The organism is Micromonospora sp. NBC_00898 (assembly GCF_045207895.1).
Lineage (GTDB): Bacteria > Actinomycetota > Actinomycetes > Mycobacteriales > Micromonosporaceae > Micromonospora.
Map to the genome: position 1 here is coordinate 224,127 of NZ_CP108775.1, position 13,716 is coordinate 237,842.

At 73.4% G+C, this 13,716-nt stretch carries 9 protein-coding genes; 8 read left to right on the forward strand and 1 reads right to left on the reverse strand.

All coding sequences use genetic code 11. From position 1 onward, the window contains the following. Window positions 1–107: 107 nt before the first annotated feature. Complete coding sequence (locus OG799_RS01095) at window positions 108–1,100, forward strand: glycosyltransferase family 2 protein (RefSeq protein ID WP_406042151.1); 993 nt, start codon at window positions 108–110, stop codon at window positions 1,098–1,100. Continuing rightward, entirely contained in the window at window positions 1,097–3,376 is a 2,280-nt protein-coding gene (locus tag OG799_RS01100; RefSeq protein WP_406042153.1) for a hypothetical protein, read from the forward strand. The genes OG799_RS01095 and OG799_RS01100 overlap by 4 nt, the downstream gene beginning before the upstream one ends. A gap of 107 nt (window positions 3,377–3,483) precedes the next feature. Here the strand turns inward: OG799_RS01100 and OG799_RS01105 are convergent, their stop codons facing one another. After that, a complete protein-coding gene (locus tag OG799_RS01105) occupies window positions 3,484–6,189 on the reverse strand; it encodes a sugar-binding protein (protein WP_406042155.1) in 2,706 nt (901 codons plus the stop codon). A gap of 414 nt (window positions 6,190–6,603) precedes the next feature. On the opposite strand from OG799_RS01105, the gene OG799_RS01110 reads away from it, so the two are divergent. From OG799_RS01110 to OG799_RS01135, 6 genes are all read left to right on the forward strand, one after another. Then, a complete protein-coding gene (locus tag OG799_RS01110) occupies window positions 6,604–7,767 on the forward strand; it encodes an ROK family protein (protein WP_406042157.1) in 1,164 nt (387 codons plus the stop codon). 49 nt (window positions 7,768–7,816) lie between these two features. Beyond that, the gene (locus OG799_RS01115; protein ID WP_406042159.1) at window positions 7,817–8,863 is read left to right on the forward strand and encodes an extracellular solute-binding protein; all 1,047 of its coding nucleotides are present in this window, start codon (window positions 7,817–7,819) and stop codon (window positions 8,861–8,863) included. A 130-nt stretch (window positions 8,864–8,993) separates the two neighbouring features. Next, window positions 8,994–10,067: an ABC transporter ATP-binding protein gene (locus OG799_RS01120; protein ID WP_406042161.1), complete on the forward strand. Its 1,074-nt coding sequence runs from the start codon at window positions 8,994–8,996 to the stop codon at window positions 10,065–10,067. Beyond that, a complete protein-coding gene (locus tag OG799_RS01125; protein ID WP_406042163.1) occupies window positions 10,064–11,845 on the forward strand; it encodes an ABC transporter permease in 1,782 nt (593 codons plus the stop codon). Before OG799_RS01120 ends, OG799_RS01125 begins: the two co-directional genes overlap by 4 nt. Next, window positions 11,842–12,714 (forward strand): creatininase family protein, encoded by an 873-nt coding sequence (locus OG799_RS01130; RefSeq protein WP_406042165.1) that lies wholly within the window; start codon window positions 11,842–11,844, stop codon window positions 12,712–12,714. The genes OG799_RS01125 and OG799_RS01130 overlap by 4 nt, the downstream gene beginning before the upstream one ends. Further along, window positions 12,711–13,664: an amidohydrolase family protein gene (locus OG799_RS01135; RefSeq protein WP_406042167.1), complete on the forward strand. Its 954-nt coding sequence runs from the start codon at window positions 12,711–12,713 to the stop codon at window positions 13,662–13,664. Before OG799_RS01130 ends, OG799_RS01135 begins: the two co-directional genes overlap by 4 nt. Window positions 13,665–13,716: the final 52 nt, after the last annotated feature.

Genomic DNA, 13,716 nt, shown 5'->3' on the forward strand with positions numbered 1-13,716 from the left:
GCGCCACCGGTGCGGGGTGGACGGTCGACCGCGACGGGCCGGGCGGGACCGGCCCGACTGGTAGCGTCGGGCCGTCCACCGCCGCAGGAAACGGAGGGTCGAGCGCCGTGACGCGACCGGAGCCGGCACTCTCCGTGGTGGTGCCGATGTTCAACGAGGAGAGCGTCCTGCCGCTGCTGGCCGAACGGATGCGCGGCGTGCTCGACGGCCTCGGCGAGGCGTACGAGGTGGTGGCGGTCGACGACGGCAGCACCGACGGCACCGTCGCCGGGCTGACCGCCCTGCGCGCGGGCTGGCCGGAGCTGCGGGTGCTGCGGCTGCGCCGCAACAGCGGCCACCAGGCCGCCCTGATCGCCGGGCTGCTCCGCGCCCGCGGTCGGTACGTGGTCAGCATCGACGCCGACCTCCAGGACCCGCCCGAGGTGATCGTCGAGATGCTCCGCCGGGCCCGCGCCGACGAGCTGGACATCGTCTACGGCGTCCGGGCCGACCGGAGCCGGGACAGCGCGTTCAAGCGGTGGACCGCGGCCGGCTACTACCGCCTCATGCGACGGCTGGTCGGCAAGCAGGTGCCCGCCCAGGCCGGCGACTTCCGGCTGCTCAGCCGGGCCGCCGTGGAGGCGCTGCGGGAGCTGCCCGAGCGCAACCCGGTGCTCCGGCTGGTGGTGCCCTGGCTCGGCTTCCCCAGCGGGGAGGTCGGCTACGAGCGGCAGGATCGCGCCGCCGGGCGGACCAAGTACCCGCTGTCCCGGATGGCCGGCCTGGCCGCGGAGAGCGTCACCAGCTTCTCCGCCGCGCCGCTGCGGGTGGCCACCTGGCTGGGGCTGGTCGGGGTGGCCGTCTGCGGGGTGCTGGTGGTGGTGGCGGTGCTCGCCTGGTTCGCCGGCGCCACGGTGACCGGCTGGCCGTCGCTCTACGTGGCGATCCTCTTCCTCGGCGCGGTGCAGCTGCTCTGCCTCGGCCTGCTCGGCGAGTACGTCGCCCGGATCTACACGGCGGTGCAGGGCCGGCCCGCGTACTTCGTGGCCGACGACAGCGCCGCCGCCGGGCCGGCGTCCCCCGGCCGGGACGTCGTCGAGCTGGCCGACACGCTGCGGTGACCACGCTCGCCACCGGGGACGCCACCCCGTCGACCGTGGGCCCGCGCCGCCGGCGGAGCACCGCCCGGTTCGCCCCGGCCCTGGCCGGCTACGCGTTCGTCGCGGTCGTCCTGCTCACCACGGGCACGCCCGCGCCCGACCTGGCCCGCTGGACGGCGTACGCCCTGCTGGCCGTGCTGCTGCCCGGGACCCTGGTGTTCCGGGCCCTGCGCCGCGGGCCGCACACCCTGGTCGAGGACCTGGCCATGGGCGCGGCGGTCGGGCTGGTGCTGGAGCTGGCCGCGTGGGCGGCGTTCACCGCCGTCGGGGCGTCCGGCTGGCTGCGGCTGTGGCCGCTGGTGGTACTGGCGCCGTTCGCCGCCGTGCCGCGGCTGCGCCGGCACTGGCGGGTCCGCTACGACACCGTCGCCCCGACCGGCTGGGCCTGGTCGCTGGCCGCGGTGGTCGCCGGCTTCACCCTCTACCTGTACGAGTCGTTCCTGGCCGTCAACCCGGTGCTCCCCGCCGACGAGGGGCAGGCGCAGTACATCGACCTGGCGTTCCAGCTCTCCCTCGCCGGGGCGGCCACCCATCAGGTGCCGCTGGACGTGCCGCAGGCGGCCGGGGAGCCGCTGCACTACCACTGGTTCGGCTTCGCCCACCTGGCGGCGACCAGCCTGGTCAGCGGGGTCGACCTGCCGACGGCCTTCTTCCGGCTCGCCGTGCCGGCGCTCTGCGCGCTCGCCGCCGTGCTGGTCGCCGTGGTCGGCTGGCGGATCAGCGGCCGGCCGTACGCCGGGGTGGTCGCCGCGGCGCTGATGTTCACCGTCGGCGAGTTCGGCTTCGAGAACGGGTGGCGGCAGCTCTTCGGCACCCAGGCCACCTTCATCGTCTGGGGCAGCCCGTCGATGACGTACAGCTGGGTGCTGCTGCTGCCGCTGATCGCGGCGCTCGGGGAGATCGTCGGGCGGGCCCGCGGGGTGGTGGTGCCCCCGCTCGGGCGCCGCGCCTGGGTGCTCGCGGCGCTCTTCCTGGCCGCCTCCACCGGCGCGAAGGCCAGCACGGTGCCGGTGGTGCTGGCCGCGCTCGCGTTCACCGCCGTGCTGCTGCTGGCGGTCCGGCGCCGGCTGCCCCGCGCGGTGCTCGTCGCCGCCGGGCTGGCCCTCGCCGCGCAGGTCTTCGCCACCGCCGTGCTCTTCGCCTTCGAGAGCCACGGGGTGACCGTCGACCCGTTCTCCGGGCTGCGGACGTACCTGCCCGAGGGCCGCTCCGCCGGGGTCACCGCGGCGGCATGGGTGGCGGTCCTGCTGGCCTTCCTGCTCAGCCTCCAGCTCCGGCTGGCCGGCATCCTGGCGCTGCTGCGGGTGCGCCGCGGGCGGCTGGAGCCGGTGCAGCTCCTGCTGCTCGGCGGCGCGCTCGCCGGGCCGGCGATCTACCTGCTGGTCGGCCACCCGGGCAGTAGCAACCAGTACTTCACCCGGACGGGCTTCGCCTTCGGCGTGCTCCTCTCCGCCTGGGGCTGGGTCGAGGTGGCCGATCGGGCCGCCCTGTCGGCCCGGGGCCGGCTGCTGCTCGGGGTGGGTACCGCCGGGTTCGCGGTGCTGTTGACCGTGGTCCAGCTCGGCTCCGCGACCAGCACGCCCGCCGTCCCCGCGTACGCCCCGGTGCTGCCACTGCTCTGCTGGGCCGCCGCCCTGACGGTGGTGGCGCTGGTGGTGGCCCTGTGCTGGCCGGCGCTGGTCGGGCGCTGGCCCGGGCTGGCCGGCCGGGGCGGGCTGCTGCTGCTCACCGCCGCGCTGGCCGCCGGCGCGCCCGGCCTGGTCATGGACGCGGCCGCCGCCGGGAAGCAGCCGAACGGCGGGGCGTACCCGGTGGTGTCGATGCCCGCCTCCCGGGTGGAGGCGGCCCGCTGGGTCCACGCGCACAGTGACCCGGACGACGTGGTCGCCACCAACGTGCACTGCCGGGCCGTGGTGGACGGCTGGTGCGACGCCCGCTCGTTCTGGCTGAGCGGCTACGCCGAGCGCGCGGTGCTGGTGGAGGGGTGGGCGTTCGCGCCTCGGATGGTCGGGCTGCCCGAGGGCCCGTACGCCCCGTTCTGGGACGCCGACCGGCTGCGCGCCAACGACGCCGCCTTCACCGCCCCGACGGCCGCCGGCCTGGCCGCCCTCCGCGACCGGTACGGGGTGCGTTGGCTGGTGGTCGACCGGGCCGTCGCCGCGGAGTCGCCGACCCTGCGCACCCTGGCCGACCTGCGCTTCGAGAACTCCCGCACGGCCGTCTACCGGCTGCGCTGACCCGCCGTCCGGTCCGCCCCGCCCGCCATTCGCGTCCACCGACAGATCGTGGGCAGTTGCCGTCCCCCAGGAACGGCAACTGCCCACGACGGCCGATGGGGTGGGGATCAGCCGAGCGGAACCGCGCGGGCCAGGGCCGAACCGTCCGCCTCGAAGGCGGCCAGCAGGGAGGTCGGGCTGCCGCCCGCCATCGGGACCACGACGGTCACCGCGCGGCCGGCGGTCAGCTCCACCGTGCGGGTGCCCGACGCCTGGTCACCGTCCCAGCCGTACAGGTACGCGGTGCCGGTCCGGTCCGATCGGAGGGTGACCGAGACGCCGTCCTGGACCGGACGGGCACCGGTCAGCCGCAGCGCCCCGTCCGGCAGCCGGGGTACGGCGGCCGGGGCGACCCCGTCCACCGCCGACTGGGCGATGGTCTGCGGGCTGTGCACGCTACGCGCGGCGGTGTCCGGGAAGACCGGCGTGCTCGCCCCACGCTGGGCCGGGGGGTAGCCGGGCAGGGTCACCAGCCCGTAGCGGTACGGGTCGGCCCGGACCCCGGTGAAGGTCGACCAGCCCAGCCGGGACTGCGAGGTGAGGTCCTGGGTGTCCGAGTCGTAGACCAGCACGTTGAAGCCCATCCGGGCCGGGTCGACCGCGTCCGGCAGCACCGCGAACGGGATGCTCGCCTCGATCGTGTAGCCGGTGTACGGCGCGCTGACCTTGCTGACCACGCTCATCCCCGGTGCGGTGGTGGCGCCCGGTCCCTGCCGGTTGTCGGCATCCCGCTGCCAGCATGGCGGGTCACCGTTGGCCGGGTCGTCGGTGACCGGGAAGACGCCGGTCTTGAACACGGTGGAGGTGTCCGCCGAGTTCCCCTTCGGGTCGACGATGATCTCCACACTGTCGGTACGGCGCTGCCGCTTGCAGTCCTGCGGCACCACCTTCCTGCCGAGCACGTCGTCGGTGACCCGCACGAACACCTTCAGTGCGTCCTCCGTCCAGGCGATCCGGCCGGTCGCGGAGGCGTCCTGCGGGGTGGTGGCCTCCCCCTCCCAGATCCGGGAGAGGTTCAGCTCCTCGCCGGGGTACTCGCCCGGGGTGGCCACCCCGTCAACGGCGTGGTCCGCCCCGGCGTGCGGGACGTCGCTGGTCGGCACGATCTCCAGAGCGCCGGTCTCCACGGTGCTGCCGGCCGTGCTGGTGGTGGTGATGGTGATGCCGTAGTCGCCGCCCGAGCCACCCTCGTTGGCGGTCGGCAGGGTGGCGTCGCTGTTGGTCACGGTGAAGGTGACCGCCCCGGTGGCGCCGGGGGCCAGGTCGGCGTAGCTCCTGGTCGCGGCGTCGGCGGTGAAGCCGGCGGGCAGGCCGAGGGCGACGGTGCCGTGCTGGGTGGCCTCGCCGTTGTTGCGCAGGTCGACCCGGACCGACCGGCTCTTCCCGGAGCCGACGGCAAGCACCGGCTTGATCAGGGTGTCCAGCTGCGGGTAGCCGCTCTCGGCGGCCCAGTCGCGGAACAGGCCCACCTCGGGCAGCGGTTCGAGGGTTCCGCGCACGTCCGCGACGATCCGGACCGCCCGGTCGGTGCGGCCCGCGCCCTGCCCGCGGGTGGTCAGGGTCGCCCCGAGCAGCTGCTGCTGGTTGGTGTCGGCGTTCGCCGGCACGGTGACCCTGAAGGTCGCGGTGCGCTCCCGGCCGGCCGCGAGCGCGCCGCCGAGGTCACCGGATCCGGTGGCGGTCCAGCCCGCCGGCAGCCGCAGGGACACCGCCGGTGCGGTGAGCGCCCGGTCGAGGGGGGCCCGGACGTGGGCGGTGACCTCGACGGTCTCACCGGGCGCGAGGTCGAACCGGTCGGTGGTCAGGTAGAGCTCGGTGCCCCGGGGCAGCCCGCCGGCCGCGTTCGGCAGCACCGATCCGCGCAGGATCGCCGCGGGGGAGGCGTCGGCCGGGTCGTACGGCACCCGGCTGTCGACCAGGGTGTAGAAGTCGCAGCGGAGCTGCGCCGGGTCGGTCGGGGCGGCGGCGGTGCCGGCCCAGCCCTGGGTGACGTACTCCCGGCGGGCGTCGACTTCGGTCTCCGCCCAGGTCTTCCCGGTGGTGCTCGGGGTGCCCTCCCAGACGCCGAAGACCTGGTCGGTCGGGACCGTCGGGCGGAAGCTCGACGCGCACTCCGGCCCGGCCGACGAGCTGCCGGTGCCCCCGGTACGCAGGAACTTCGCCGCCCGGAACGGCTTGAGCCCTTCCTTGGCGAGCTGCTCGGGGAAGGCGTCCGGGTCGGCGGCGGCGTGGAACGCCTCGGCGGCGAACCGGGCGGCCTGCTGGTGGTTGCCGTGGTTGCCCGGGGTCGGCGACGGGTTCATCGTCATGACGATCTCCGGCCGGGTCTGCCGGATCACCCGGACGATCTGGGCGAGCGTGTCGTCGTGGCCCCAGATCTGCTCGGACAGGGGAGCGGAGGCGGTGTACCAGAAGTCGACCCGGTCCAGGTTGTACAGGTTCTCCACGCCGGCGCGGCCGATCGCCGTGCGCTCCTCGCGCTCGCGGATGATGCCCAGCGGCGGCCCCTCCTCGAGGCCGACGGCGTTGCCGCCGCCCTCGCCGCGGGTGATGGTGACGACGCCGGCCTTGGCGCCGTACTTCTCCTTCCACTGGCCGAGGGTGGCGAGGCTGCCCGACTCGTCGTCGGGGTGGGCGCTGACGAAGAGCACGTCCAGGTCGGCCGGCTGCCCCGGTCGGTCGGTTGACGGGCCGGCCGGTGCGGCGAGCGCGGCGGGTGACCCGGACAGTGCCAGTGCCAGGGCCGTGGGTAGCAGGAACGCCTTGAGTCGCATGCAGATCCTTTCGCGCCAGGTGATCCGGGCAGCGGTCATCGACGTCGGGCGCGGCCAGGCGCCGACGTGGCCGAGGCTCGGATCGGTGACGGGGAAGTGGACAGTGGGGGGCCGCCGGGGGCGGCGGCACACCGGTACACAGCGGTACGGGTGGTCCATACACACTGGAAGGCCTTCGCCGGGTGACGCTAAAGATCGACACGGCGGCTCGTCAATGCCTTGCAAGCGTTTTCTTTCTTTGTGGAAGAAATAAACGCGAGCCGCTGGTGGGTGCCTCCGCGTCCGGCCCGCCGGCCGCCCGCCTCGGTGAGGGGTCGACCCTCTCGATGTTTCTGCTGGTTAGAGGCGGAGAGGTCGACGGGCGAGACGCATTTGTTACTTGACTCGATAGTTCGTTCGCCGTAGGAAGGAAGTGTGAATGACGTGGTGACGCCACCGACGAGCCCGGTGAGCCGGGAGCGGTCGAAGGAGATCAAGCGGCTTTCCGTGATCTCCACCGCCCGCCAGGTGCGGGTGCTGTCCCGCGCCGAGCTGACCGAGCTCACCGGGCTGAGTCCGGCCACGCTCACCCCGCTGGTGCGCGAGCTGATCGCCGAGGGCTACCTCATCGAGCGGGGACCCGGCGCGTCCCGCGCCGGTCGTCCCCGGGCAATGTTGGAGTTCAACCCCCGGGCCGAGCTCGTCGCCGCTGTCTCGCTGGAGCCGTCCCGGCTCAGCTGCGAGATCGCCGACAGCGACGGCACGGTGGTCGCCCACCGGGCGGTCCGGCTCGCGGGCGACATCGTCGACACGATCTGCCGCTCGGTGCCGGAGCTGGCCGGTGACGGCCTTCCGGCGCTGCGCGGGGTGGCCATCGCCGCACCCGGCGTCTCGTCCGGCGGCGCGGTCCGGCTCGCCCCCTCGGTCGGCCTCGTCGAAGGGCGTCCGGTAGGGGAGTCGGTCCAGCGGCGGCTCGGCGTGCCGGTGGTGGTCGACAACGACGTGAACCTGATGGCGGCCGGCGAGCACGCCGTCGGTGCCGGCAGCGACGTCGCCGACCTGCTGCTGCTGCACGTGGCGGACGGCATCGGCGCCGGGCTGGTGCTCGACGGGCAGGTCCGCCGCGGTGCCGGCGGGGCCGCCGGCGAGGTGGGCTTCCTGCCGCTGGACCCGACCGACCGGGGCCACGACGGGATCGGCCCCTTCGAGGCCCGCTGGTCGGAGAACGCGATCGCCGAGCGGGTGGTCGCGCTGGCCCCCGGTCGTCGCCCCGACGCCCCGGTGGCCGCCATGGTCGAGCTGGCCCGCACCGACGAGCGGGCCGCCGCGTACCTGGACGAGCTGCTGGCGGCCTGGTCCCGGCTGATCGTCTCCTGCGTATGCGTCGTCGACCCGGGTCGGGTGCTGCTCAGCGGGGCCGCCGCCCAGCTCGACGACGCAGCCGTCGACCGGCTGCAGGCGCTGGTCACCGCCGCCGCTCCGAGCGCGACCGAGGTGCGCCGGGCGATGCTCGGCGACCGGGCCGTGCTGCACGGCGCGGTCAGCTACGCGCTCTCCGCCGCCGCGGCCGGGCTGCCCACCCTGCTCCCGGCGCCCTGAGATCTCCGTTTCCCCAGGTTTCCCCTATCACCCCCCTCGGAGGTACCCCATGAAACGTCGTCTGCTCCTCGCCGGAGCGCTCGCCACCGTGCTGGCCGCCGGCACCGCCTGCGCCGGCGGCGGGGACGACGCGGCCGGTGGCGCGAGCGCCGAGAAGCTCACCATCTACACCGCGCGCGACAAGAAGGTCTCCACCTTCGTCATCGACAAGTTCACCGCCAAGTACCCCGAGTACAAGGGGAAGGTCGAGGTCCTCAACCTCGGCGCCCAGGAGATCCTGGAGCGGGTCCGGGCGGAGAAGGCCAACCCGCAGGCCGACGTCTGGTGGGGCGGCACCCAGCAGGGGCTGGCCGCGGGCGCGTCCGAGGACCTGCTGACCGGCTGGCAGCCGAGCTTCGCCGGCAAGATGGACGCCAGGTACAAGGACCCCGAGGGCCGCTGGTTCGGCGAGATCCTGCTGCCCGAGGTCATCATGTACAACAACAAGGCGCTCACCCCGGAGCAGGCCCCGAAGGACTGGGACGACCTGCTGAAGCCGGAGTGGAAGGACAAGATCATCATCCGGGACGTGGCGGCGTCCGGCACCATGCGGTCGATCTACGCCTCCATGATCCAGCGGCAGTCGCCCGACGGCAGCAACCCGCAGCCCGGCTACGACTGGCTCAAGAAGCTCGACGCCAACACCGGGGCGTACGCGGCCAACCCGACCGACCTCTACCTGAAGATGTCCCGCCAGCAGGGCGTGCTCAGCGCCTGGAACCTCCAGGACATCCTGCTCCAGGCCAACCAGTCGAAGATGCCGTTCGGCTACGTGGTGCCGGCCTCCGGCGCGCCGGTCCTGGTCGACGGCCTGGCCGCGGTCAAGGGCGGCAACACCACCGGTGCCCAGAAGTTCATCGAGTTCCTCTTCGACGACTCGCTCCGCGCCGGTCTGGCCAAGGACTACTACCAGATCCCGGCCGTGGACATCGCCGAGAAGCCGGAGTGGCTGGCCCAGCTCCAGCTCAAGCCGATGGACGTCGACTGGAACGTGATCGGCAAGAACGAGACCGACTGGATCAACCACTGGAACAGCCAGATCAAGAACAAGGGCTGACCCGCTCGGCGCCGGGTACGGGCTGCCTCCCCGTACCCGGCGCCTGCCCGCTCGTACCGTTGATCCCCGGCCTGGTTCCACCACCCCGCCCCACCGGCCAGACCCGGTACCGCACGCAAGGAGAGACATCATGATCGATGTCACGCTGGAGTCGGTGAGCAAGCGCTTCGCGCGTGCCGGCGACACCGCTGCCGTCGACGACGTCGACATCACCATCGCCGCCGGGGAATTCTTCACCCTGCTCGGCCCGAGCGGCTGCGGCAAGACCACCACGCTGCGCATGGTGGCGGGGTTCTACTTCCCCACCTCAGGGCGGATCAGATTCGGCCAGGAGGACGTCACCCACCGGCCGCCGAACAAGCGCGACACCGGCATGGTGTTCCAGAACTACGCGCTCTTCCCGCACATGAGCGTGGCGCAGAACGTCGCGTACGGGCTGAAGATCCGCAAGGTCGGCCGGGCCGAGTCGAAGCGCCGGGTCGAGGAGGCGCTCGGCCAGGTCCACCTCGCCGGATACGGCGACCGCCGGATCGACCAGCTCTCCGGCGGCCAGCAGCAGCGGGTCGCGCTGGCCCGGGCGCTGGTCATCCGGCCGCGGACGCTGCTGCTCGACGAGCCGCTGTCGAATCTCGACGCCAAGCTGCGCGAGGAGACCCGGGTGGAGATCCGGCGGATCCAGCGCGAGGCCGGCACCACCTCGATCTACGTCACCCATGACCAGGCCGAGGCGATGGCGATGTCCGACCGGATCGCGGTGATGGAGTCGGGCCGGGTGCAGCAGATCGGCACCCCGCAGGAGATCTACCACCAGCCGGCGACCAGCTTCGTCGCCCGGTTCATCGGCCGCAGCAACGTGCTCAGCCTGCCCGTGGTGGCCGCCGGCCCGGACACCGTCACCGTGGCGCTGCCCGGCGGCGACCAGGTGGGCGTCGCCGCCCCGACCGACCACGGCCTGCACGAGGGCGGGACCGCCCTGGTCTCGGTACGCCCCGAGCACATCGGTCTGACCTCGGCCACCGAGGCCGGGGCGCTCACCGGCCGGGTGACGGAGCTGGAGTTCACCGGCATGGCCACCAACCTCGTCGTCGACCTGGCCGGGGAGCCGGTGCAGGTCGCCGCGATCGAGGTTCCGGTCGGCCTGGCGGTGGGGGACCAGGTCGGGCTGCGGCTGTCCCGCGAGCGGATGTGGGTGGTCCGACCGTGAGCACCCTCCCCGCCAGCCCGAGCGCGGTCACCGTCCCGCCGGTCACCGAGGACCCGACGCCGCCCCGCGGGCGCCGGTCCTGGAACGCCTTCGGCGCCAACTCGCCCTGGTTCCCGTACCTCCTGGTGCTGCCGCTGGCCCTGATCCTCTTCGGGTACGTGGTGCAGCCGATGTTCGCCACCTTTGCCGAAAGCGTCGGCGTGGACGGGGTGGAGAACTACGCCACCTTCCTCACCGGCGACGGGGTGGCCCGGTCCGCGCTGGTCACTTCGCTGATCATCTCGGCGGCCAGCGTGCTGCTGTGCGGGATCGTCGGCGTGGCGATGGCCTTCCTGCTCAAGCGCTTCTCGTTCCCCGGCCGCCGGCTGATCGAGGCGATCATCCTGGTACCGGCGGCGCTGCCGCCGCTGATCGGGGCGATCTCGTTCCAGCTGCTCTACAGCGAGACCGGCATCCTGCCGCGCGGGCTCCAGCACCTCTTCGGCACCGACCAGCCGGTGCTGCCGTTCAGCGGCATCGCCGGGGTACTGGTGGTGCACACCTTCACCATGTATCCGTTCTTCTACCTGGCCGCCTCGGCCGCACTGGTCGGGATGGACCCGTCCGTCGAGGAGGCCGCCTACAACCTCGGCGCCGGCCGGATCCGGGTCTGGCGCACGGTGCTGCTGCCGATGCTCACCCCGGCGCTGGTCTCGGCCTCGCTGCTGGTCTTCATGACGTCGCTGGCGTCGTACACGGCCCCGCTGCTGTTCGGGGTGGACCAGACGATGACCATGCAGATCTACATCAACCGCACCAACGGCGACCTGCCGATGGCCTCCACGTACGCCTCCGTGCTCGGCGTGGTCTCCGTGCTCTTCCTGCTCGGCATGCGCTGGTACGAGGGGCGGCGCAGCTACCGCTCCCAGTCCAAGGGCATCGCCGCGCACCGCCGGGAGATCACCAACCCGGTCGGCCGCTGGCTGGCGCTGGCCGCCTCGCTGCTGGCCACCGCCGTGCTGCTCGCCCCGGTGGCGACCATCGCCCTGGTGGCCTTCTCGCAGGACGGCTCGTGGACCACCGAGGTGATCCCGTCGGCGTACACCATGCAGAACTTCGTCACGATCTTCTCCGACCCGAAGGCGTTCCAGCCGATCGTCAATTCGCTGCAGATGAGCCTGATCGCCACCCTCGGCTGCGTGGTGGTCGGCGTGCTGATCGCGTACGCGGTGCGCCGGCTGAACTTCCGCGGCCGGGGCCTGCTCGACGTGGCGGTCATGCTGGCCTGGGCGCTGCCCGGCACGGTGGTGGCGATCAACCTGATCTCGGCGTTCAGCACCGGCAACGCGTTCAGCTTCGGTCAGGTGCTGATCGGCACCTTCTGGATCATGCCGCTGGCGTACTTCGTGCGGTTCCTGCCGCTGGTCTTCCGGTCCAGCTCCGCCACCCTGGCCCAGCTCGACCCCTCGCTTGAGGAGGCCGCCCGCAACCTCGGCGCCCCCTGGTGGCGGGCGTTCGGCACGGTCACCCTACGGCTGATGCTGCCCGGCGTGGTGGCCGGCGCGCTGCTCGCCTTCGTGCACGGCGTCGGCGAGTTCGTCGCCTCGGTGCTGATCTACACCTCGGAGACCTCGCCGATCTCGGTCGAGATCAACAACCGGATGTACTCGTTCGAGGTCGGCACCGCTGCCGCGTACGGCATGCTCCAGGTCGTCCTGATCTTCGTGGTGATGGTGGTCTCCGGCCGCTTGGAGAGCGGCCGGAAGGCCAGCCGGGAGGCGGCGCAGTGGACGGCGTGACCACCGCGTGGCCGGCGGGCGGCGGCCTGGTGCCCGCCGCCCGAATCCCCGGCGGCGAGCTGGCCGAGGTCGCGGCGGCGGCAAACTTCGCGGTGCTGCCGGTCGGTGCGGTCGAGTGGCACGGCCCGCACCTGCCGCTCGGCACCGACCTGATCCTCGCCGACGGCTTCGCCGCCGAGTCGGCCGTGCCGGTCGCCGGCGGGCCGCGCGGGGTGCTCTTCCCGGCCGTGGCGTACGCGGCCTGCCCCGGGCAGACCCGGCCCTGGCCGGGGACGGTGGCGATCCGGCCGGAGATCGCGGTCGGCTACCTGGCTGACGTGATCGAGGGGATCGTCGCCGCCGGCTTCCCCCGGCTGCTGATCGTCAACGGGCACGACGCCAACATGTCCACCGTCCGGGCCGCGATGGAGTGGGTCTCCGGCCGCCGCACCGCCAGCCTGCTGCTGGTCAACTGGTTCCAGCTGGTCACCCCGGCGGAGACCATCGACATCTACGGCGAGCGGCCGGCCCGCGGGCACGGCGGGGCGTACGAGACCTCCGGCGTGCTCGGCTTCGACCCGGCCGCGGTACGCCTCGACGCCACCACCGACCTGCCGCCGAAGCCCAAGCTGCCGGTGACCCACCCGTACGTGCTGGTGGAGTCCCGCCCCGACCCCTGGCAGGGCTGGTCCGGGCACGTCTCGCTGGCCAACGAGAAGGCCGGCCGGCGGGTCCGCGCGCTCGCCGGGGAGCGGCTGCGGGAGATCGTCGCGGCCTGGATCGCCGCCGAGCCCCCCAACCCGCCCACCGCCGACCCGCTGCCGTCCGCCTCGGTGCCGGTCCCGGCGCCGACGGCCGGCGACACCACCGAGACCGGGGAGACCGGATGACCGTCGACCGGGGACTCGACATCGTCGACTTCCACCTGCACTTCCGCATCGGCGCCGACGAGACCGTCCACGCCTGTGAGCAGGCCGCCGGCATGCACCCCGGCGGGGAGCACGAGCGGGCGGTCCGGGCGGCCGGCTCCGCGCCGTACGCCCGGCAGTGGCGAACGGCGTGGGGGTTCCCCGACCCGGAGCCCCCGGCGCAGCGCTGGCAGGACGAGGCCGACCGGTGGGCCGACGAGCTGCGCGCGGTGAACATCCGCCGGGCGGTCTTCGTCACCGGTGGCGGCAACGACGCCGTCGCCGACGTGGTCGACCGGCACCCGGACCTGCTGCTCGGCTTCGCCCACCACGACCCGTACGCCCCAGGCGCGGCCACCGAGCTGGAGCGCGCGGTGGTCGAGCGCGGTCTGCGCGGGCTGAAGCTGTTCGCCCCGCTGCTGCGCGGCCCGCTCGACGACGAGGCCCTCGACCCGCTCTGGGGCACCGCGCAGCGGCTCGGCGTGCCGGTGCTGATCCACATCGGGCACTACGGCAGCGCCGGCGGCCTCACCTTCGGCCGGTACGGCGGCCCGGAGGAGCTGGCCCGGATGGCCCGCCGCTTCCCCGAGCTGAACGTGGTGGTGCCGCACTTCGGCGTGCAGCACGTGCAGGAGCTGTTCTTCGCCGCCTGGGGCTGCCCCAACATCCACATCGACACCTCCGGCTCCAACCAGTGGGTGCGCTGGATGCCGTACAAGCTGACGCTGGAGGACCTCTTCCGCCGCTGCTACGAGACCATCGGTCCGCACCGGATCGTGTTCGGCAGCGACTCGTCGTGGTTCCCGCGCGGCTACGTCACCCGTTACCTCGACGACCAGCTCCGGGTCTGCCGCGAGCTGGGCATGCCCGACGACCACCTCCGCGCGATCTTCGCCGGCAACGCCGAACGGCTGCTCGGCCTGAGCGGCTGACCGGCCGGAATCCGGGGCGGCGGCGAGTCCGCCCGCCCCGGCCTGGAAGAAA

What these genes read in the sequence shown, in the direction of transcription:
- OG799_RS01105 (WP_406042155.1), bottom strand. Translation starts at nt 6,189, where the DNA reads ATGCGACTCAAGGCGTTCCTGCTACCCACGGCCCTGGCACTGGCACTG.
- OG799_RS01120 (WP_406042161.1), top strand. Translation starts at nt 8,994, where the DNA reads ATGATCGATGTCACGCTGGAGTCGGTGAGCAAGCGCTTCGCGCGTGCC.
- OG799_RS01135 (WP_406042167.1), top strand. Translation starts at nt 12,711, where the DNA reads ATGACCGTCGACCGGGGACTCGACATCGTCGACTTCCACCTGCACTTC.
- OG799_RS01115 (WP_406042159.1), top strand. Translation starts at nt 7,817, where the DNA reads ATGAAACGTCGTCTGCTCCTCGCCGGAGCGCTCGCCACCGTGCTGGCC.